The sequence below is a fragment of the Marinobacter excellens LAMA 842 genome, from assembly GCF_001574445.1.
Taxonomy (GTDB): domain Bacteria; phylum Pseudomonadota; class Gammaproteobacteria; order Pseudomonadales; family Oleiphilaceae; genus Marinobacter; species Marinobacter shengliensis.
Map to the genome: position 1 here is coordinate 69,942 of NZ_LOCO01000008.1, position 21,723 is coordinate 91,664.

Annotated in this window: 21 protein-coding genes; 18 read left to right on the plus strand and 3 right to left on the minus strand. The window is 59.1% G+C overall.

Annotated elements, in window-relative coordinates; translation table 11 throughout:
• Positions 1–6: 6 nt before the first annotated feature.
• The 5 genes from J122_RS09205 (at position 7) to J122_RS09225 (ending at position 3,698) form a co-directional block, all read left to right on the plus strand.
• Positions 7–468: a chemotaxis protein CheW gene (locus J122_RS09205; RefSeq protein ID WP_061331970.1), complete on the plus strand. Its 462-nt coding sequence runs from the start codon at positions 7–9 to the stop codon at positions 466–468.
• Positions 469–542: 74 nt separating this feature from the next.
• Positions 543–1,034 carry a Fur family transcriptional regulator gene (locus tag J122_RS09210; protein ID WP_061331971.1) on the plus strand — a complete coding sequence of 164 codons (492 nt, stop codon included), beginning with the start codon at positions 543–545 and terminating at the stop codon, positions 1,032–1,034.
• A complete protein-coding gene (znuC, locus tag J122_RS09215) occupies positions 1,027–1,800 on the plus strand; it encodes a zinc ABC transporter ATP-binding protein ZnuC (RefSeq protein WP_061331972.1) in 774 nt (257 codons plus the stop codon). Before J122_RS09210 ends, znuC begins: the two co-directional genes overlap by 8 nt.
• Entirely contained in the window at positions 1,787–2,599 is an 813-nt protein-coding gene (gene znuB, locus J122_RS09220; RefSeq protein ID WP_061331973.1) for a zinc ABC transporter permease subunit ZnuB, read from the plus strand. The genes znuC and znuB overlap by 14 nt, the downstream gene beginning before the upstream one ends.
• An 82-nt stretch (positions 2,600–2,681) precedes the next feature.
• Complete coding sequence (locus J122_RS09225; RefSeq protein WP_061331974.1) at positions 2,682–3,698, plus strand: PAS domain-containing protein; 1,017 nt, start codon at positions 2,682–2,684, stop codon at positions 3,696–3,698.
• Here the strand turns inward: J122_RS09225 and J122_RS09230 are convergent.
• Positions 3,686–4,768 (minus strand): patatin-like phospholipase family protein, encoded by a 1,083-nt coding sequence (locus J122_RS09230; RefSeq protein WP_061331975.1) that lies wholly within the window; start codon positions 4,766–4,768, stop codon positions 3,686–3,688. The genes J122_RS09225 and J122_RS09230 overlap by 13 nt on opposite strands.
• A gap of 139 nt (positions 4,769–4,907) precedes the next feature.
• Between J122_RS09230 and J122_RS09235 the strand changes: the two genes are divergently transcribed.
• Positions 4,908–5,987 carry a GGDEF domain-containing protein gene (locus tag J122_RS09235; protein WP_227510153.1) on the plus strand — a complete coding sequence of 360 codons (1,080 nt, stop codon included), beginning with the start codon at positions 4,908–4,910 and terminating at the stop codon, positions 5,985–5,987.
• Between the two features lie 6 nt (positions 5,988–5,993).
• Here J122_RS09235 and J122_RS09240 read toward each other — a convergent pair whose 3' ends face one another.
• Entirely contained in the window at positions 5,994–6,914 is a 921-nt protein-coding gene (locus tag J122_RS09240; protein WP_061331976.1) for an alpha/beta fold hydrolase, read from the minus strand.
• Between the two features lie 178 nt (positions 6,915–7,092).
• On the opposite strand from J122_RS09240, the gene folE reads away from it, so the two are divergent.
• From folE to J122_RS09295, 11 genes are all read left to right on the plus strand, one after another.
• Positions 7,093–7,662: a GTP cyclohydrolase I FolE gene (gene folE, locus J122_RS09245; protein ID WP_058090792.1), complete on the plus strand. Its 570-nt coding sequence runs from the start codon at positions 7,093–7,095 to the stop codon at positions 7,660–7,662.
• 25 nt (positions 7,663–7,687) lie between these two features.
• Positions 7,688–8,062: a dihydroneopterin triphosphate 2'-epimerase gene (gene folX, locus J122_RS09250; protein WP_061331977.1), complete on the plus strand. Its 375-nt coding sequence runs from the start codon at positions 7,688–7,690 to the stop codon at positions 8,060–8,062.
• Between the two features lie 19 nt (positions 8,063–8,081).
• On the plus strand, positions 8,082–8,519 hold the full coding sequence (locus J122_RS09255; protein WP_061331978.1) for a CoA-binding protein: 438 nt from the start codon (positions 8,082–8,084) through the stop codon (positions 8,517–8,519).
• A gap of 151 nt (positions 8,520–8,670) precedes the next feature.
• On the plus strand, positions 8,671–10,938 hold the full coding sequence (locus J122_RS09260; protein ID WP_227510154.1) for an EAL domain-containing protein: 2,268 nt from the start codon (positions 8,671–8,673) through the stop codon (positions 10,936–10,938).
• Positions 10,939–10,991: 53 nt separating this feature from the next.
• Positions 10,992–11,312 carry a hypothetical protein gene (locus J122_RS09265; RefSeq protein ID WP_058090794.1) on the plus strand — a complete coding sequence of 107 codons (321 nt, stop codon included), beginning with the start codon at positions 10,992–10,994 and terminating at the stop codon, positions 11,310–11,312.
• 243 nt (positions 11,313–11,555) lie between these two features.
• Complete coding sequence (locus tag J122_RS09270) at positions 11,556–11,999, plus strand: MerR family transcriptional regulator (RefSeq protein ID WP_061331979.1); 444 nt, start codon at positions 11,556–11,558, stop codon at positions 11,997–11,999.
• Positions 11,992–14,577, plus strand: a complete 2,586-nt coding sequence (locus J122_RS09275; RefSeq protein WP_061331980.1) for a heavy metal translocating P-type ATPase — start codon at positions 11,992–11,994, stop codon at positions 14,575–14,577. The genes J122_RS09270 and J122_RS09275 overlap by 8 nt, the downstream gene beginning before the upstream one ends.
• A gap of 132 nt (positions 14,578–14,709) precedes the next feature.
• Positions 14,710–15,159 carry a DUF411 domain-containing protein gene (locus tag J122_RS09280; RefSeq protein ID WP_058090796.1) on the plus strand — a complete coding sequence of 150 codons (450 nt, stop codon included), beginning with the start codon at positions 14,710–14,712 and terminating at the stop codon, positions 15,157–15,159.
• Between the two features lie 157 nt (positions 15,160–15,316).
• Entirely contained in the window at positions 15,317–17,035 is a 1,719-nt protein-coding gene (locus J122_RS09285; protein WP_061331981.1) for a sensor domain-containing diguanylate cyclase, read from the plus strand.
• A 72-nt stretch (positions 17,036–17,107) separates the two neighbouring features.
• Positions 17,108–19,093: a ribonuclease R family protein gene (locus tag J122_RS09290; RefSeq protein WP_061331982.1), complete on the plus strand. Its 1,986-nt coding sequence runs from the start codon at positions 17,108–17,110 to the stop codon at positions 19,091–19,093.
• A 61-nt stretch (positions 19,094–19,154) separates the two neighbouring features.
• Complete coding sequence (locus J122_RS09295) at positions 19,155–19,358, plus strand: hypothetical protein (RefSeq protein ID WP_061331983.1); 204 nt, start codon at positions 19,155–19,157, stop codon at positions 19,356–19,358.
• Between the two features lie 10 nt (positions 19,359–19,368).
• Here J122_RS09295 and J122_RS09300 read toward each other — a convergent pair whose 3' ends face one another.
• The gene (locus J122_RS09300) at positions 19,369–20,268 is read right to left on the minus strand and encodes an acyltransferase (RefSeq protein ID WP_061331984.1); all 900 of its coding nucleotides are present in this window, start codon (positions 20,266–20,268) and stop codon (positions 19,369–19,371) included.
• 180 nt (positions 20,269–20,448) lie between these two features.
• Between J122_RS09300 and J122_RS09305 the strand changes: the two genes are divergently transcribed.
• Entirely contained in the window at positions 20,449–21,600 is a 1,152-nt protein-coding gene (locus J122_RS09305) for an alpha/beta fold hydrolase (RefSeq protein WP_061331985.1), read from the plus strand.
• Positions 21,601–21,723 lie beyond the last annotated feature (123 nt).

The following is a 21,723-nucleotide window of genomic DNA, read 5'->3' on the forward strand; positions in this document are numbered from 1 at the left end:
CACGTCATGAAAGAGAACAGCCAGTCCCTCTCCTGTGTCATGATTCCGGTCAGCGACCGGCAACTATTGCTACCCAACGTGTCGATCGCGGAAGTGGTGGATTTTAACAGTACCGACGCCGGCGCCAGTACCCCGGAATGGCTGGTGGGCTTCCTGGACTGGCGCGGCCTGACACTGCCAGTCATATCCTATGACGCAGCCAACGGCGGAACCCTGACCGTACCCGGAGACAACCGGGGCAGAATCATTGTGCTCAACACCATCGGTGACAGCCATCAGCAGGCCCCGTTCATGGCGCTGGTCACCCAGGGCATTCCCAGCCAGGCCCGACTGGTGGAAGAGCAGATCCGAAAACTGGACGGCGAAGCTGGACCGGCCGATCTCATGCAGGTGGAAGTCGACGGCGAAGCCGCCTGGATTCCCAACCTCGAGTACCTGGAGTCACTGGCGATAACCGCCAGGCACTGATGACCACCCGGTCACAGCCGTAGCAGTACTGCCTGCAAATGTTATAATGTTGCAAACTTTGCAGGATCCAGACTATGCCGGAACGCGCGCTTCCTTATCGCCCGCACAACCACGAGGCCTGTGTCAGCCAGGCCCTGGCGGATGCCCGGGCCATTTGCCGACAACAGAATGCCCGCCTCACCGCCATCCGTGAGCGGGTTCTGGAACTGATCTGGCAATCTCACAAGCCTCTCGGGGCCTACGACATTCTTGCCATGCTGGGCACCGAGGGCCATAACGCTGCCCCACCCACCGTGTACCGGGCTCTGGACTTCCTGTTGCAATACGGTCTGGTACACCGGATTGCCTCCCTGAACGCATTTACCGGCTGCACCCATGCCGGTGAGCACCACCGGGGCACCTTCCTGATCTGCCGAGAATGCGGCAACGTGCTTGAGCTGGACGCACCGGAGGTCACTCGGGCGGTAGAAGCCGCGGCGGCGGACGTAGCCTTCCGGCCCGAAGAAATCACCATGGAAGTCGCCGGCCGTTGCCCCCGATGCCAGGGAGAACCCGGCCATGCCTGACGCCCTGGTGCGCCTGCATCAGTTGACTGTGCAGTTTGATGACCGCCCGGTGGTGGACCGGGTTGAGATGACGGTTCGCAGGGGCGACATCATCACCATTATCGGCCCCAACGGAGCCGGGAAGACCACCCTGATCAAAGCCGTTCTGGGCATCCAGAAGCCCAGCTCCGGCAAGGTCTCGCTGGGCAACGGCCTGGTCATTGGCTACGTGCCCCAGCACCTGTCCCTGGAAGCAACGCTACCCCTTAGCGTGCGCCGGTTCATGCTGTTGAGCGGCCGCTCCGACGCAGAATGCGAAGCCGCACTGGAGCGCACCGGTGTCGGGCACCTGCTGGATGCCTCGGTGCATCACCTGTCCGGCGGCGAAAAACAGCGCTTGTTGCTGGCTCGGGCACTGGCCAGACGACCGGACCTTCTGGTGCTGGACGAGCCCGCCCAGGGTGTGGATATCAACGGCCAGGCAGCCCTGTATGACCTGATCCGCCAACTCCGGGATGAGCTGAATTGCGGCGTGATCATGATTTCCCATGATTTACATCTGGTCATGGCGGCCACTGACAAGGTCATCTGCCTGAACCAGCACGTGTGTTGCAGCGGTTACCCGGCCGACATTTCTCACGACCCCGCGTTTATCGAGACCTTTGGCCACCAGGTGGCCGAATCTCTGGCGGTCTATCACCACAATCATAACCACCGCCATAACCTGCACGGTGACGTTGTGATCAGCACGGACGTTCAGGGAGCCTGTGACCATGAGCATCATTGATTCTGTGCTCGGGGATTTTTTCTGGCGGGCACTGCTGGGTGGACTGGGTGTTGCACTGGTGGCTGGCCCCCTGGGCTGCTTCGTGGTCTGGCGGCGAATGGCGTATTTTGGCGACACCCTTGCCCATTCCGCGTTACTCGGCATCGCCCTGAGTTTCCTGATCAGTGTTCCACTGAACCTGGGCGTGATCATTACCTGCGTCACCATTGCTGTCGCTCTGGTCTTGCTCTCGCGCACCCGGGCCTTGGCCACCGACACCTTGCTGGGCATTCTCGCCCACAGTGCACTGGCCATCGGTCTGGTTACCCTGAGTTTCATGCCGGATGTGCGGGTTGACCTGACTGGCCTTCTGTTCGGTGACCTGCTGGCCATGAGCCGCCAGGACCTGTTGTGGATTTACGGCGGCGCGGCTTTCGTGTTGACCCTGCTGGCAATACTCTGGCGCGGATTGCTGATGAGCACCATTCATGAAGAGTTGGCCCGGGTGGAGGGAATACCCGTGGAGCGTTTGCGGTTGGCGCTGATGCTGATGTTCTCCCTGGTGATTGCCGTGGCGATGAAGATTGTCGGGGTCCTGCTGATTACCGCCCTGTTAATCATTCCTGCGGCCACCGCCAGACGCCTGGCCAGAAATCCGGAACACATGATGGCACTGGCGGTGGTGTTCGGCTTTATCGCCGTGACCGGCGGCCTGACGCTGTCCTGGCACCTGGATTCTCCAGCCGGGCCGTCGGTGGTGGTGACAGCCTTCCTGGCTTTTTTGCTGGTGTACGGTACCGCCCGGAACGCCAGCCGATAACTGCTTCCGTCTTTCGAAAGTGCCGGAGCTGGTCTAGAGTAATCTGGACACACTTTCCGTAACAGCTCCAGAGGCTTTCAGCATGGATAGCGACCTCTCTGACATCCCTTATCCGGGCCCGCGCCGGCCTGGCCTCTGGCCGGGGCTCTGGGGTCCGGCCGTCATTCTGGTCTGCGGCGTCATTCTGAGCCTCCTGACGGCCCGCCTCGCCTCAGACATGGCTCATCAGCTTGCCCACCAGCGTTATCAGGCCCTGCATCAATCCCTGGTCAGCCAGGTTGTCATCCATCTTGCCCGGCTATCGCAGGAAGACGAACAGCTTCAAGAGCTCCGGGCTTCCCTGGCAACCGGACTTCAGGATGGCATCAGTCTCAGGATCGATACCCTGGAACGCCACACCAAGAAACCACTGATACAGCTGGGCAGCTCACGCCATCCGGCCGGTAATGACGCCCTGAGAACCGAGTTGCAGACCAACGGCCGGCACTGGATGGTGACCACCTGGCCGGATACCCGGATGCTGGCATCGCCGGCCCGGCGTCTGGGGTGGCTCGCCGCTGCCAGTGGCGTGATGGTTACCACGGTGGCAATGCTGCTCGCCCTGACCCTCTGCCGGCAGGCTGCCCGGAAAGACGACAGCGCCCATAGGTTGGCCGGGCTGAACAGGATCGCTGACCAACGGATCACCAACTTGCAGGTCGAGAAGAACGTGCTGCGCCAGGCACTGAATGACAGCGAATCCCGCAGTCGGGACCTGGTCACGCTTTCGGGAGCGATTGTCAGTGAACTGGATGAACAGGGGCAGATCGGATTCGTATCGGCACAGGTAGCGGATGTGCTGGGACTGGCGCCGTCAGACCTTGCCAACCGGCCGTTCAGCGAACTGGTCGCCGAGCCCGACCGTGAACGCTTCGACCAGTGCCTGGCCGCAGCCCGGCAAGAGGCCACCCTGGCCAGGGTAGATGTGAATCTGTTGCACCGGAGCGCCGAGCAGACGGTCCCGGTGGTGGTGCGGGTGATGGTATTGAAGGACCCGATCCACGGAGTAACAGGCTTCAGACTGAGCGCAATCAAGATTGCCAATGGCTACAATGGCTGAACCCGATCCAGCAGGCGCCCGCTCTCCACAAGTTCGAGGAACTCGTCCCCCAGTCGGTCACTCTCGGCAATGGATGCGCGCCAGGATCGTTCACGGCCTGAATCGTCGCCAAGGTACTTCTCGAAGTCTTTCCGGTCTGGCAGTTTGCGGTCCGGCAGGCTGTCCAGATACGCCCGGGACGGGGAAACCAGCAACACATCCTGCAATCGGGTGGCATCGCCCCGGCGCCATGGCAAGGTCTTGTCAAACCAACCCGGCACTACCTTGTCGGTAAAGTGCGGGTACAGGATGATGCCCGGTTGCTCGTAGGGCAGATCCAGGTGGTAGTCCAGCAGCCCGCCATCCCGGTAGACGCCATCCGGAGCTCCGGGAATATTCCGAACACCGGACATAACCAGCGGAATCGAAGCTGAGGCCAGTAGCGCGGGCAACAGATTGTCCGCAGACAGCGCCACTTCATGGCTGGGAAAATCCACCAGCTTTGACACCGGCGTCCTGATGCGGGCATCGTGCACGATACCCCGCTCCATGAATCGGCCAAGGTGGCGACGACTGACCATATTGGCGCTGATTGCACTCATCAGGCCCAGACCCAGGCGGCCCCTGGCGTCGTGTTCCAGCAAGCCCAGGCTGCGTACAACCACCACGTTCAAACGGTACCAGGGGTGATTGAGGATATACTGCTCCCGGCCACCCAACAGCTCTTCCAGAAACAGAACACTTTTTCTGGATACCTCCGCAGCGCTGACACCCTTGGCAAAACGCTGGCTGGTATAGAGTTCCGCCAGCCTGGCCAGTTGGCCTTTCGGATCGTCGGATGAGGCAATCGCCGCGAACCGCCAGCTGCCGATGGACGAGCCGATCAGCACCCGCTCTTGCGGTGCCCGGGGCAACCAGTCACCGAAGATGGCCTTGTCCAGACCGCTGATTCCCAGGGCTTTCGGGCCACCGGCGGCGCCGGGTATCACGTGGACGTCCGCCGGTGTTAACGGCTTGTCCCTCAGGCGCTGAAGGGCCCGTCGCCCAGCCCGGATGGTCAGCGCCGGTGTTCGGATCTGGATTGCGGTCATCGCGTGTTCCTGCTTACGGTTCTGGTCAAAGTCCCGGGAGTTTATCGAAACCTGCAGTGGCCAGCCAATAACTCCGTGCTAGACTTGAGCCATCAGTGTTTCAGGGATGTATGCCAGCCATGAGCTGCAGGAGTAGGCTGTGAACCTTTTTGCCTCGCCGGATACCATGGCGACCAATCCAACCCTTGCAGTATTGGGTTTCAAACGTCAGCTGGTGTACCACCTGCATATCTGGGCCTTTATCGCCGTGGCGCCTCTGGTGATGGTGCAATGGCAACACGGTAACTTTCTGCTGTCTGCCCTGCTGATTCTGTTCTGTGTCAACGCAGCCCTCGTGATCCTGTTCCTGCGGTTGCGCAGTGTCTATTTCCTGAAAGGGCGCCTGTTTCCGATTCTGGCCGTGGTCTGCGCGGCCTACTCGACATCCATTAACGGTCACGCCGGTCTTTACTGGGCCTATCCAGCGGCTATCGCACTGTTTTTCCTGTTACCGCTGAAAGAAGCCATTGTCTGCAACATCATTTTTGTCAGCGTCATGGCCGTGGTGTCATTCCTTCAGTTTCCCGAAGCCGATTTCTGGCGGATCACCTTCTCCCTGGGGCTGAGTTGCCTGTTTGCCATGATCTTCGCCTGGCTGGTGGGCCGGCTCCAACAGGAGCTGACCCGGCTGGCCACGACTGACCCGCTCACCGGCTGCCTGAACCGGTCTCAGCTGGCCGACATTCTGAACAGCCAGATTCAGCTGCGGGAGCGCTATGAGAGGGTGTCCAGCCTGGTGCTGATTGATCTGGATTATTTCAAGACCATCAATGACCGCTGGGGGCACCTGGCCGGCGACCGGGTGCTTAAGGAAATGACCATCCGGCTGCGGAAGCGACTGCGGGAAAGTGATCAGCTGTTCCGTATTGGCGGCGAAGAGTTCATGGTGGTGTTGCCGGAAACCCGCCAGAAGGATGCCGACACCCTGGCCCACCAGTTACTGACCAGCATCAGTGCCAGGCCGTTTCTGGATGACATAAAGCTGACCGCCAGTGCCAGCGTAGCGGAAGTGTGCCGTGGCGAGACCTGGTCGGTTTGGCTGAACCGTGCGGATCAGGCGCTGTACGACGCCAAGGCAAAGGGCCGCAATCAGGTGGTCAATGCGGCCCGGCCTTCCAATGAATCAGCCCACGCTGCGGGGCCGTCGACCCCGGCCGGCGATACCAGCGCTGTAGTTTGAACAAGGTCAGGACTCAAGCCCGGTGCGGAAATCCCGGTAAGCACTGAATACATCCCAGGGCGATTCGAAGTGCGGGTAGTGGCCGATATTCCGGAGACTGATGACGTCCGGGTTCCGGATCAATTCCCGGTAGCGCCGCACCGTGGCCGCGCCCGAAACCGGATCCGCAGCGCCGGAGATCAGGCGCATCGGCTGTTGAGCATTCTGCAGGGCTCCGACCCAGCGATTTCGATGGCAACGACGTTCCTCCATAAACTGAATCAGTTCATGCAGGATCCCACGGCCATTGTTGTAAGTGAGAAGATGCCAGAAATCCTCCAGATCCTGCTGGGCCGGAGGATTCCGGTCACCAAACAGCCGGCGGAAATTCCTTTCGAAGCTACCCCGGGTAAGCCCACGGCTGATCAGCCCACCCAGGGGACTCTTCAGGACTTTCTGGATAAACAGCGGGCTGTGCACCTCAGGGAACAGGCCTCCGTTGAGTAAACACACGCTGTTGATTGCGAAGGGCAATGATCCTTCCTGGTCTCTGGCCAGCAGTTCCTGTGCCACCGAAGATCCATAATCGTGGGCGAACAGGTGCACCGAATCCAGTCCCAGGCCTTCGATCCAGCCCTGGATCAGATCCGCCTGGTCCTCAATGCTGTAAACATAGTTGCGGGGCTTGTCGGAAAACCCGAAGCCTAGCATATCGACAGCCAGCAGTTGGTGGCCAGACGCCAGCATCGGCCATAACCGGCTCCAGTCCCAGCTGGCGGTCGGAAACCCGTGCAGAAGCACCAGCGGCGAGCCTTTTCCAGCCATGCGACTGAAGATGGCATGGCCATCGTAGCTGAACCATTTACCGGCCTGCTGCCACGCCTCGAGGGTATAGGTATCCTGGCGGCTTTCTGCCCTGATTTGTGAACCGGGTATCACCTGCTCCATTTGTTCGTCCCGATCTACCTGAGGAACCTCCACTTTAGTCCAAAGCCGTACTGGCTGCCAGATCACTAAACGCTGCCCGTGAACTGGTCCATAATGGGCAAACCGGCGTAAACCGTGGAGATGGCCTGAAAATTCCCTTAAGCTTGCGCCCTTTATCAGACACAAACCGGAAACGATTATGACCTTACCTCTGGACGACCTTGCTGGTCATTACCGCGCCATCATTGAAGGCCTCGGCGAAAATGCCGACCGCGAAGGTCTTCAGGACACTCCGATGCGGGCCGCCAAGGCCATGCAGTTCCTGACCCGGGGTTACCAGCAGGATCTTGCTGACCTGGTCAACAATGCTGTGTTCGAATCCGCCATGGATGAAATGGTGGTGGTCCAGGACATCGAGCTGTACAGCATGTGTGAACACCATATGCTGCCGTTCATCGGCAAATGCCACATCGCCTATCTGCCCCAGGGCAGGGTACTGGGCCTGTCCAAGTTTGCTCGCATTGTGGATATGTATGCTCGCCGCCTGCAGATTCAGGAGAACCTGACCCGCCAGATCGCGGAAGCGGTGGAAAGCGTTACCAATGCCAAAGGTGTCGCTGTGGTTATCGAGGCCCAGCACATGTGCATGATGATGCGGGGCGTGGAGAAACAGAACTCCCGCATGAAAACCTCGATGATGCTGGGACAGTTCCGGAAATCACAGGCCACACGCACCGAATTTCTTACCCTGATTGGCAACAATCGCTGAACCAGACGCCGAAAACGGAGGCATCATGACAACCATGACTGGTGATCACCTGGCCACGGTCAGGATCAAGAACCTTCTGCTCCGTGCCTACATTGGCATCAAGGAAGAAGAGATCAACAACCAGCAGGATGTGGTGATCAACGTCACCCTTCGCTACGATGCCTCCGCCGCCATTGACCGGAACGAAATCTCCGCTGCCCTGAATTACCGCACCATCACCAAGCAAATCATCGGGCATGTGGACGGCAACAGTTTTGCCCTGCTGGAACGGCTGACCCACGAAGTTCTCGAAATTGTGATGGAACATCATGCCGTGCAGTGGGCACAGGTGGAAATCGACAAGCCGCACGCGTTACGCTATGCGGAATCGGTCTCTGTCTGCCTTGAGGCCCACCGTTAATTCTTCGAGGTCTGCCCCGATGCCTAGCAATGCCCCTGACCAGATCCGGGATATTCTCGAATCTGTGCGTACCATTGCGTTGGTTGGTGCCAGCGAGAAACCCAACCGCCCCTCCCACGAAGTGATGGAATACCTGCAGCGCCAGGGCTACCGTGTGATCCCGGTAAATCCGCGCCTGGCCGGCCAGCAAGTGCTCGGTGAGACAGTGTATGCTGACCTGGCATCACTCCCGGAACCCGTAGACATGGCTGAGCTGTTCCTGGCCCCGGAACGCACCGACGCGGTGATCGACCAGGCCATTGAACAGAAGATTCCGGTGCTCTGGCTGCAGATCGGTGTGATCAACAAATCCGGTGCTGCCCGTGCCGAAGCCGCCGGATTGAGGGTGGTTATGGACCGCTGCCCGAAGCAGGAAATTCCGAAGCTTGGTATAAGGCCGATCGCCGAACGAGCCTGACTCCGTGTACCCGCAATCACCGCTGCTCCAACCCGCTTCCGGAGTACCAGACCCAATGGGGCATGGCCAAACAGGATAACTATGGCTCATAATCAAGCGCGATTGGCCGTTAAACCTGTTCAGCCTGTCTTTTAACGATCTGGAGTACACTGTGGCAAAACCCGAAACCGGTACCAGCCTTGTTGTCCGATGGCTTATGAGCCCGGTGTTTGTACTGGTCATTTTTCTGGTTTTTCTTGCCATTGCCGCAGGCCTCCGGGAAGGGCTTATCCAGCAGGATAACCGTCAGATCGAAGCCAACCTCCGTAATGAAGCCAGGGCGCTGACGGATAACCTGGAGCGGGAATTCCTGGTGCACGTTCAGGCCATCGGGCGCATGGCCTATCGACTGTATACCCAGCCCGACACCCCGGAATCGCAATGGCGTGTGGACGCACGCAACTACCTGGAAGATTTTGGTGTTTACCAGGCCATCGAGTGGATTGATTCCAACTACATCATCCGATGGCTGGAACCGCTGGCTGGCAATCAGGACGTGGTGGGTTATAACGTGGCGTTCAACGACCAGCGCCGCGAAGCACTGGATAAAGCAGCAGCCACCGGTGATTATGATCTGTCCGGTATCATCGATCTTCGCCAGGGCGGCAAGGGCATGGTGATTTATTACCCCGTGGGCGCCGGAGACACCAATAACGGCTACATGGCCGGTGTGTTCAGGATGGAAGTTCTGGCCGAGCAGTTACTGACCAGCCGGGTACTGGAACACTTTCAGATTGAAATCCGGGACTCCGGAGAGCCTGCCTACGTTCTCAACTCAGACACCGAGATTGCCAGGAACTTCAGCTTCACTGTGCCCGTGCAGTTCCCCACTCTGGATTGGACCCTGACGTTACGCCCCAATCAATCCTGGGTCGACAGCCAACGCAGTTCCTGGCCGATGCTTACTTTCGCAAGCCTGGTCTTTATGGGCCTGCTTACCAGCCTGACCACTTTGCTTGTCCAGTTGATCCTCAAGCGTAACCAGGCGCTTTTGAAAACCCGCCGGGAGCTGGAGCGGGAGATTGATCAGCGTGTCGCCATGCAGGTGGACCTGGAGCGACTGGAATCCACCGATACCCTCACTGGCCTGGCCAATCGCCGGTTCTTCATGGAAGACCTCGCTCACACCCTGAACATCGCCGACCGGCAAATGCGCCAGGTGGGGCTGGTCATGATTGACCTGGACCGGTTCCAGATGCTCAACGATTCCCTCGGCCATCAGTTTGGCGACGAATTGTTGATCAAGGTCTCTGAGCGGCTGAACAGCCTGAGTAATGAGCGGATTCTGGTGGCCTACTCAGGCGGCGACGAGTTCATGATCTGCCAGCAACACGTCGACGACATTGATGATGTAATTCACCTGCTTGGCCAGATCAAGCAGTGCTTTGCCGAACCATTCGAGGTTCAGGGCGATGCCCACAGCGTTACCGCCACCATGGGTGTCGCCGTGTATCCCCAGAGCGGACTGGACGCCGACACCCTGCTCCGGAATGCCGATATTGCCCTTTACCGTGCCAAGGAGCAGGGCCGCAATACTTACCAGTTCTACACCGAAGGCATGCAGGACCGTGAGGTGATGCGCCTGGAGCTGGACAAGGATCTGAGCCAGGCCCTGGCCAACGACGAGTTCGTGCTGTTCTACCAGCCCCAGTTGAACCTTCAAACGGGCGAGATCAACAGTGTGGAAGCCCTGATTCGCTGGCAGCACCCCCGCCGCGGGCTTTTGGCACCCATCGAGTTCATCCCCCTGGCCGAAGAGAGCGGTCGGATTACCGAGATCGGCCGATGGGTGGTGCTTGCCGCCTGTCGCCAGCTCGCCAATTGGCGCGGCACGGCTTGCGAGCAACTTCGGATCGCGGTGAATCTTTCGGGCCGGGAGCTGGATGATGAATCATTGGTGGAACATGTACGGGATGCCCTGCTATCGGAAGAAGTGGACCCGAGCATGCTGGAAGTGGAGCTGACGGAAGAGATCTTCATCCAGAACATTGAACACAACCTGAATCAGTTGTCGCGTCTGCATCAGCTGGGGGTTCACCTGGCCATTGATGATTTCGGCGTGGGCTATTCGTCTCTCGGCTATTTGCGGGATTTCCCGGTAGATCTGCTGAAAATTGACCGGTCGTTTATCACCGATGTGACCGAGCGCCATGACGACGCGGTCATCACTCGGGCCGTGATCAATCTTGCCCACAACCTCGGCATTCAGGTGGTGGCCGAGGGCGTGGAAACCGAGGAGCAACTGAACTTCCTCAAGACGCACCGGTGCAACCTGGCCCAGGGCTATCTGATCAGCCGGCCGATTCCGGCTGAAGACCTGGAGACGGCCCTTGCGGAGGGCATTCTGTTTACCGGCCAGACTGTTAAATCGGGTTTGTAATTGCGGCTTCTGATCCCCAAACTTCTCTTTAACTTTTTCTTTGAGTGATGTTTATGTCTGCCAGATATCTGACTCCGGAGCAGGATGCCAGGCTGCGCCGCTGGGAGCGTTGGAACAAGAATTATTTTATCTTTGCGTTTGTCGCACTGATTGTGGTGTTGGTGTTCAGCAGTCAACTGGGCATTTCCAGCGGCGATGATTGGGGTTCGCTCGGGTTTTTGCTGGTGTTGCTGGTGGCTCCGATTGTGGTGTTGCAGTTGCGGCTTCAATGCCCGGCCTGTGGCGTGAAGATTGGCTGGCAGGCGAAGCTGATGGCGCCTGATCAGTGTAAGTCTTGTGGTGTGTTTCTTCGCTCTAAAAACTCCTCTTCCTGATATCCTGCCTGAAAACCTTTGACCTATGAGTTGGTCCAAGGTTTTAGTCTAATCTCCATCTGTTGGAGATGGACGTGCCATGGCGGGGATAGCTTCCGAAAACCGCTGCAAGTACGTCCGTGTACGCTTGCTTTCCGCCATCCATGGCTACAAGCATTTTCGGAAGCTATCCCCGCCACGGCACTCCGCCAACTTTAGTCGTGGATTCCTTTTGTATTCTTGAATATTGGTGAGTACCGCGTCATGAAAGTCAAAGAGATCGCCACCGCCGCCGGGGTGAACCCCGATACCGTCCGGTTCTACACCCGGGAGGGTCTGTTACAACCCACCCGCAACCCGGACAACAACTACCAGCAGTACGATGCTGAAGATCTGCGCCGGCTTCGGTTTGCCCGTAAAGCCAGGCAGTTGGGGTTTTCGTTGCCGGAGATTCGGCAGATTCTGGCCCGGGCCGATGATCGTCATTCGCCCTGCCCGATGGTTCGGGACGTGTTTCAGCAGCGGTTGGTGGTGGTTGAGCGGGAGATTGCCGAATTGCAGCAGTTGCGCAAGCGGATGATTTCGGCGTTGGCTGCCTGGCAGGAGATGCCGGACGGGACGCCGGATGGGCATACCATTTGTCGGTTGATTGAGCACTGGGACGATCCCTCGGCCGAGTCTTGTTGCGAGGAGCCAAAGCATGAGTGATGCACCTGAACTGAAACCGGCGCTGTCGATTTCCGGTGCCACCTGTCAGGGCTGTGCCAGGAAGATTCGCACGGCCCTGGAGCCGATGACCGGCAGTACCGAGCTGGTTGAGGTCGATATAGACGCGCAGACGGTGGCCTTGCCTGACGGGGTGGATCTGGTCGAGGCGGCGCGGGTTGTAACGGAAACGGGGTATCCGGCAGAGCCTCTGACGAATTCAGAGCCTGCGTCTTGTTGCGCTTCAAAAACAGCCTCTTCGCACAACCGCACTTCCGGCGCTGGCCAAGCGCCCGCCGAGTCGGCAACTGAACCTGGTCAGGCAGCCGAAGCAGCGAAGGATGATCAGACTGCGCTGTCGGTTTCAGGGGCAACCTGCGCATCCTGTGTTGCCAGTATCGAGAAGGCGTTGCTGTCTGTGCCGGGGGTGACCCATGCTCATATGAACCTGGCGGATAACACGGCTACGGCCAGCGGCAAGGCCGAGCCGGATGCGCTCATCAAGGCGGTGGAAAGTGCCGGCTATGGCGCCAGTGTGATTGAAGATGCCGACGCCGCTGATGATCGCCGGCAAGCGGAGGATAAAAAGCAGTACAAAGTGCTGCTGGTGAAGATGGCCATCAGTCTGGGCCTCGGCTTGGTGTTGATGGTCTGGGGTATGGGTTTCGACACCATGATGGTGACCGAGGCCAATCAGCTTACCTGGATCAATTTCGGCGTTCTGACCCTGGGTGTGATGATCGCTACCGGTGGGCATTTCTTCACCGGGGCCTGGAAGGCCTTCAAACACCATAACGCCAACATGGACACCTTGATTGCCCTGGGTACCGGTACCGCCTGGCTGTATTCCATGGTGGTGTCGAGCGTGCCGGAGCTGCTGCCGGAGATGGCGCGGCATGTGTATTTTGAAGCTTCCGCCATGATCATCGGCCTGATCAACCTGGGCCAGGCCTTGGAGTTACGGGCCAAGGGCAAAACCTCTGAGGCGGTGCGGCGGTTGCTGGACCTGCGGGCCAAGACCGCCCGGGTGATTCGCAACGGCGAAGAACAGGACCTTCCCGTTGAGCAGGTTCGCAAGGGCGACCACATACGGGTTCGGCCCGGAGAGAAGTTGCCGGTAGACGGGGTGATCGTGGAAGGCAGCACCCGCATCGACGAAAGCATGCTGACTGGCGAACCCATGCCGGTGAGCAAGGCGAAGGATGATGAGGTGTCGGCCGGTACTCTGAACACCCACGGTTCGATCATTTACGAAGCCACCCGTGTCGGCAGCGAGACGGCGCTGGCGCAGATCATCAAGCTGGTGAAAAAAGCCCAGGGCTCGAAACCGGCCATTGGCCGGTTGGCCGACAAGATTTCCTCGGTGTTCGTGCCCACGGTCATGCTGGTTGCCATCGGCGCGGCACTGGTCTGGTACAACGTGGGGCCAGAGCCGGCGGTGGTTCACATGATGATAGCGGCCACCACCGTGCTGATCATTGCCTGCCCCTGTGCTTTGGGCCTGGCCACGCCGATGTCGGTGATGGTGGGCGTCGGCAAGGCTGCCGAGTATGGCGCGCTGATTCGCCAAGGGGATGCGTTGCAGACCGCCGGCAAGATCGATCTGGTGATTCTGGACAAGACCGGCACCATCACCGAGGGCCACCCGGCCGTCACACGGATAACTGCCGTTGATAGCAATGCCACGCTGTTGGCGCTGGCAGCCGGGCTGGAGCGCCATTCCGAACACCCACTGGCAGAAGCGGTGCTGAACCGGGCCCGTGAAGATGGCGTAGAGCCTGAGACAGTGACAGACTTTGAAGCACTCAACGGTAAGGGCGTGCAAGGTCAGTTCGATGGCCAGAGGGTGCGCCTCGGCAACCGGCGCTGGCTGGAGGCCGAAGGCATCAACGTAACAAACCTGGATTCGGCCGCCAACACCATTACCGAGGAGGCCGGCACGCCGTTATTTCTGGCGCTGGGTGATCAGGTACAGGGCGTTATCGGGGTAGCCGACGCCATCAAGCCGGATTCCGAAGCCGCCATCCGCCGCCTGCATGACGCGGGTATCAAGGTGATGATGGTCACAGGGGACGTTGATGCCACCGCCAGGGCCATCGCCTTGAAAGCCGGCATTGATGACTACCGGGCCGAGGTACTGCCCGAAAACAAGGCCGAAGTGGTCAGCGAAATGCGCGGTAAAGGCTACACCGTGGCCATGGTGGGCGATGGAATCAACGACGCCCCGGCCCTGGCAGCCGCGGATGTCGGTTTTGCCATTGGCACCGGCACCGATGTCGCCATTGAAAGCGCAGCCATAACCCTGATGCGCGGGTCCCTGCACGGGGTGCCGGATGCCATCGAGATTTCCCGGGCAACCGTCACCAACATCAAACAGAACCTGTTCGGAGCGTTTGTATACAACACAATGGGTATTCCCGTGGCCGCCGGCCTGCTCTACCCTGTGTGGGGCATCCTGATGAGTCCGATTCTGGCGGGTGCCGCCATGTCGTTGTCGTCGGTGACGGTGGTATCCAATGCCAACCGGCTGCGCCTGTTCAAAAGCAGCCACACCCCGGCAAGGCAAGAGGAGCGGAACTGATGGAGACGATTCTGGTCAACGCAGCAGGGCTGGCCCTGATGGCCGCCGTGGTTTGGTGGTTCTGGTTATCCGGCAACAAATCCGGGCAGAACCAATGATCCTGTTCACACACGCATTACCGAGGTAACCGCCATGAAAAAACACACCTTAGCCCTTGGCCTGGTGGCCGCCCTGGGGTTCAGCACCACGGCCGTCGCCGGCGGAGCCGCCCAAAGCATTCACGTGTATAAATCGCCCACCTGCGGTTGCTGTGGCGACTGGATCGACCACCTGGAAGAAAACGGGTTCGACGTCACCGCCACCGACACCGATGACATGGGCAAGATCAAGGCCGACGCCGGCCTGATTCCAGGCCTGGGCAGCTGCCACACCGCCTTTGTGGGTGACTATGTGGTGGAAGGCCATGTGCCGGCGGATGATATCAAACGCCTGTTGAGCGAGGCCCCGAAAGCCACCGGCATCAGTGTTCCGGGTATGCCCATAGGCTCGCCCGGCATGGAGATGGGTGATCGCAAGGACCACTACAAGGTCATCCTGTTTAACAAGGAAGGTCAGACCCGGGTGTTTGCCGAGCACAACTGACCGTTTTGCACTCAGGTCAGGATTTCCGCGTGCAGCCGGCCAGGCTGCGCGCTCATGAAGTTTGCGGGTCTGTCTGTTTTTTCTACACTGTCGTTCCGGGCTGTTCTATTATGAACCTCAGTGTTGGAAACAAAACACATACTCGCAGGGACTTAGCTTGAGCCTTAAAACCCGCCTTCTCGGCCTCGCATCAATACTGATCATTCTCGCGGCGTCTGCCTCCTGGCTGGCCTACCGGGAGCTGTCAGAAGACATCATCGAACGCTGGGGCAAGCAGGTTACTGAAATTCAGGTGCGCTACGACAGCGCCCGACTGTTGCAGTCCCTGGAACGGGAAATCGGCCTGGCCCGGCAAATGGCGCAATCCTCTACCCTGCTGCAATGGGCCGCCAGCCCGGACAATCCCGAGCTGACCTCCGCCGCCATCCGCCAGATGGAGAGCTTCCGCAATAACTTTCGGGACAACAGTTACTTTGTTGCCCTGCGGGAGAATGGCCACTATTACTACAACAATTCCGACAATCAGTATGCCAATGACCAGTTCCGTTACGTACTGGATCCGGAAAAGCCGGATGATGCCTGGTTTTTCCAGCTGATTGAGGAGGGCCGGGACTTCCACCTGAACGTAAACCCGGACCAGGAACTGGGCGTCACCAAGTTGTGGATTGATATGCTGATGCGTGATGAGCGCAACGAGATTCTCGGCATGGTCGGCACCGGTCTCAATCTCGACACCTTCCTGCAGGACATTGTCGACATAGGCCAGGAAGGCATAACCACGCTGTTCGTGGACTACAACGGCGCCATTCAACTGTACCGCGACCGCAATTACATCGACTTCGCCAGTATTATCAAACCCGAAGGCCAGAAGAACACGGTGGACCTGCTGTTTGAGGATCGCCAGGACAAACAGCAGATCCTGGGCATGTTGCAGATGCTCAAACAGCGCAACGGCGAGGACGGCGCAGTGGAAAGCGGGTTTGTCACCATTGATGGCCGCAAGCACCTGGCAGGAGTGGCCTTCCTGCCGGCCATAGGCTGGTTCGAAATCACCTTGCTGGATCTGAACGCCCTGGTGCCGACCAGCTACCTGTGGCCTCTGGTGGCCGTCTTCCTGGTGGCGCTGCTGGTCTCGCTGACGGCTTTCCACCTGATCATTCAGTCACGCATTCTCAAACCGGTATTGAGCCTGGAGTCTGCCGTGATGCGGCTGCGGGAGGGTCGGTTCGACCTGCCCTACCTGCCCAAACCGGACAACGAAATCGGCCGGCTGGTGGACCACTTTGAAAAGATGACCAGCAAGATGCGGGATACCACCGCCGAGTTGGAGCACAAAGTCGCGAAACGCACGGACGAGCTGCACCGGCTGGCCCGGGTGGATGCCCTCACGGGCCTGAAGAACCGCCGTGGACTGGATGAAGTCATCGAACAGGAAATCCAGCGGGCCGAACGTGAAGGCAAGGGATTCGGGCTGATCTGGCTGGACATCGACCATTTCAAAACCATCAACGACACCCGTGGCCATCAGGCCGGTGACGACATTCTGTGCCGGGTGGCGCTCTGGCTGAAAGCAGCGGTTCGTCCCTATGACCACCCAGGCCGCTGGGGTGGCGACGAGTTTGTGGTGCTGCTGTCCCCCTGCGACAAAGACACCCTCGAACAGATTGCCAACCGGGTGCGAACCAGCGTGGAGCAGGAAAGCCAGCGTACAGGCACATCCGTCACCATCAGCTTAGGCGGCTATTTCAGCCAGCCGGGCGATGACATGGATACCCTGCTCCGTAACGCCGATCAGGCCCTGTACCAGGCCAAGCGGGGAGGGCGTAACCAGGTTTGCATCCACGCTGCTCCCGGCGAGGAGACACACCCGGCCTGACAGATCTGACTCCCACCTGCATAACCGTTATACTCCGCTGCATCATCCATTTTATAGCCAGGTCTTTTCTCCATGCTCAATGCCGACGCTCTCAATCAGTTGCGCCAGCTGAAAACCGATATCAAGCAGAACAAGGTGGTCTTCCCGGGCACGGTCAAGCCCACCAACGGGCGCTTCGGCTTTGTGGCCCTGGATGAGGGGCGGGATGTGTTCCTGCCACCGGAAGAAATGCAGAAGGTGCTGCCCGGAGACCGGGTGAACGTCACCGAGCAGGAAGTGGAAAAAGGCAAAACCCAGGGCGTGGTAGACGAGCTGCTGGAATCGCACCTGACCACCTTCGTGGGTCGCTACCTGATCAAGGGCAAGGGTCATTTTGTGGCACCGGAAACCCCGGGCATCAACCGCTGGATCTTCATTCCACCGAAAGAGCGCATGGGCGCCCAGCCTGACGACTTTATCTACTGCCAGATCCATCGCCACCCGTTCAAGGATGGAAAAGGCCAGGCAAAAGTCCTGCGAGTCATTGGCAAGGCAGGCCAACCGGGCATCGAACGGGCGTTCACCCTGGCCAATTTCGACCTCGCCGATGCCTGGCCGGACGAGGTTCAGAAACAAGCCGATGCCCTGAGCGAAGAATCCGTCGCGACCCATACCGACGGCCGGGAAGACCGTACCGAGCAACCCTATGTGACCATCGACAGCCCGGGCACCCAGGACATGGACGATGCCCTGATGGCCACGCCCAACGCCACTGGCTGGACGCTGTCCATTGCCATTGCCGACCCGACGGCGATGATCGAACCGGGCAGCCCGGCCGAGGAAGAAGCCTTCAACCGGGCCACCGCCATCTATTTCCCGGGCGAGCCGCTGCCCATGCTGCCTGACAGCATCAGCACACGGTTGTGCTCGCTCATGCCGGATGTGCCCAGGCTGGCTCTGGTGTGTGACCTGCAGGTGAATAACGACGGCAGCCTGGGCGATTACAGTTTCCATCAGGCCATGATCCGCTCCAAGGGCAAGCTGAGCTACGAGCTGGTTTCCCATCTGATTGAAGGCCGGGAAGACGACGAGATCAAGGCTTTGCCAGACGAAGTCGCCAACAGCCTCGACCAGCTGCACCAGGCCGCCACCGCCCTGCGTAAATGGCGCGCCGAACACGCGCTGCTGAGCCAGGACCGGCCGGAATTCCGCCTGCGCCTGGACGAGAACAAGCGTATCCGGGTGATTGAACCCTCGGTGCAGAACGAAGCCCACCGGCTGGTGGAGGAATGCATGGTGGCCGCAAACCGCTGTGCCGCGGACTTCCTGACCCGGCAGGGCAAAGGCCTGTTTATCCAGCACCCGGGCCTGCGGGACGACCGCGCCGACAACATCCGGAAATTGCTCGAAAGCCATGCGCCACACCTGGCCGGGCACGACGCCAACACGGCTGAAGGCTTCAAGGCACTGATGAAACACAGTGACCAGCTGCAAGCCGAAGTGCCGGTGAAAGCCATACTGTCCCGCCAGCTGGCCCGGGCGGAGCTGGGCTTTGATGCCGCGCCCCACCAGGGCATGGGGCTGGACGCCTACACCACCTTCACCTCACCGCTGCGCAAATTCTCGGACTTTTACGTGCACCGGTTGATCAAAGCGGCGCTCTGGAACACCCCGATCAAACCCCTGAACAGCCAGCAACTGGAAGCCCTGCAAGCCACCCAGTTCCGCGCTCGCCAGGCCGCCAACACCCTGGAAACCTGGCTCAAAGCCGACTACGCCAAGACCCTGCCGGAAGACCCCATGGAAGGCACCATCAGCCGCACCATGCCCTCCGGTTTCTTCGTGCGCCTGGACAGCAACGGGCTGGAAGGCTTTGTCAGCTGCAAGGACCTGGAGGGCAAGTACGGCTTTGATCCGGTCACCCTGCGCCTGGTGCACAACAAGAATGGCCGTATCTTCCAGCTGGAGCAGCGGGTTACCGTCAGCTTCGCCGGGGTGGACGACGAGCGCCGGCAGATCAACTTCAAGCTGCTTGAGGCTGAAGAGATTGTCCGTGGTGATGGCACCGACAACGGTTGAAAAACCGAAAATTCAGGCGCACCGTACTCCTTAGGAAACAGCCTTTGACGGGAGGTGCACCATGACCATCAGCCCCCAGGAATTTCTGAAGAAATACGGCTTCGACAAAGAAGAGGAAGAGCGTGATCACAGTCTGCGTGAAAACGCGCTGGATCACGCCAAACACCTGAAGCGTCCCCATGCCGGGACGCCTCACGATTGGGAAGAATGGGAGCGCTACAAGCGCGAACATCCGGATGAGGTGGAAGACGAAGACGAGTCCTGACCCGTTTCGTTCACTTGCCCGCAGTCAGCGCCTGAGTCAGGCGCTGATCCTTGCTTTGCCATAACTCTCCCAACCATTCCTTCACATTCCGACGATGTTCGGCATCGCTGGAATAGTCTCGACCTTTCAAGTGCTCCGGAATCAGCTGGGTGTTGATATCCAGCTGGACCTCCGGCACACGGCCACACATGAAATCCCAGAAAGTGGGTGCACCGTTGGGGTAGGCAATGGTCACGTCCACCAGGGTGTCGATGGAATCGCCCATGGCATCCAGTACAAAGGCCACGCCACCGGCTTTCGGCAGCAACAGGTTCTGGTAGGGGGATTTCTGCTTGTCGTGTTTGGCTTTGGTAAAGCGGGTGCCTTCGACAAAGTTCATCACACTCACCGGGGTGTAGCGGAATTTTTCGCAGGCCTTGCGGGTGGCTTTCAGGTCTTCACCGCGTTTTTCCGGGTGCTTGATCAGGTATTCCCGGGTGTAGCGTTTCATAAACGGGAAATCCAGTCCCCACCAGGCCAGACCAATCACTGGCACCCAGATCAGCTGCTGTTTCAGGAAAAACTTCAGAAACGGCGCCCGACGGTTGAATACCCGCTGCATGGAAAAGATATCCACCCAGCTCTGGTGGTTGCTAAGCACCAGGTACCAGCTTTCCCGTTTCAGGTTGTCTGCACCGGTCACCTGCCAGCGGGTACTGTGGGTCAGTTTCATCCAGCCCGTATTGCAAGCCACCCAGGACTCCGAGATCCAGATGATGGCTTTGGTGCACAGCACCCGGAACCCCTTGTGCGGGATGATCAGTTTCAGCACCGCCGGAATATAGAGCAGCAGGCACCAGAACAGGGTGTTGAGGCCCAGCAAGATGGAGTTGAGTATTCCGACAACGGGGGCGGGCAAGAAACTGAGCATTGAGAAACCTGTTTTCATTGTTTGACCAAAGGGCCGATATCATAACAATGAGATACAGGATTGGGCAGTGGCCTGAAGTGACCATTGTGCCGGCCAGATGTGACGGTTTTGCCATGGTACCCGAGCAACCGCCCGCCTATCCTGTCCGGACCAGTGATTGATGTACCAACGGAAACACACATGCTTAACCCCGTAAAAACTGCCCTCAACCTGACCTCTGACCTGGCTCGCCAAGGCACCCTTTATGCCGGCAACGCCTTTGACCGGGTGTTTCGCGCCGCCAGCCTGGTGCAGGCGGGCCAGACCCCATTTGAAACCCTGTTTTCTGACGGCTTGGTCAGCCTGCGCTATTACCCGCCCCTGAAAGAGGATTTCATCGAGCTGGACGATCTGGTGATTCCGGTGGAGCGGACAACCCATCGCACACCCATTGTGATCATCCCGCCCCTGGCGGTGAACATGCTGATCTACGATCTGTTCCCTCAGCGCAGCCTGGTGCGATTCCTTCGGGCGAAGGGGTTTGAAGTTTATTTGATCGACTGGGGCACTCCCAAGCGGGAGCACACCCACTACAACATGCACACCTATGTGGCGGAGTTGCTGCCGGCCTATCTCAACCGGGTGCGGGAGCACAGCGGCGAACAGGAGTTGTCGCTGCATGGCTGGAGTATGGGCGGCATGTTCACGCTGTTTTACTCTGCCCTGAGCAAGGACCAGCACATTCGCAACGCCATCGTGCTGGGCCTGCCGATCGACAGCCATGCCTCCGGTGCCATCGGCTGGATGTACCAGCGCATTGCGGATGTTGCCGGGGTGGTGCGCAAACGCACGGGGTTTCAGTTGCACAGTATGAAGCCACACTGGTTTCACACCCCGGGCTGGGCCAATACCATCGGTTTCAAGCTGACCAATCCGATTGGCAGTGTGATGGGCTACTGGGAGCTGATTGTGCGCCTGGGTGACCGGGAGTTTGTCACCAATCACGCCACCACGTCGGCGTTTCTGGACCGGATGGTGGCTTATCCTGGCGGGGTGATTCAGGATACGGTGGTGCGGGTGTGGATTGATAATCAGCTGGCCAAGGGGCAAATCCAGATCGGTGAGGATTTTGCGCGGCTGGAGAATGTGAATGCCAACTTACTGGCGATTGCCGGCCAGGAAGACACTCTGGCCACGCCGGGGGCGGCGAAGCGGGTGATGGATCATGTCAGCTCTACTGACAAAACCTTTCGGGTGGCGCCGGGTGGGCATATGGGGATTCTTGCGGGGAGCAAGGCGCCCAAGGCCTCTTGGCTTGAGCTGGCGGAGTGGTTGGCGGATCGGTCTGACTGACCTGTTTTCGGAGTTTGTCGGCAGGCGTTGGGGAGGGGTGCCAAAACCATCAGGAAAACCACGTTTTCCGTTTTGGCACCCCTCCCCAACGCCTGCCTTCGCTGACTGTTCGATTTGCCCTGT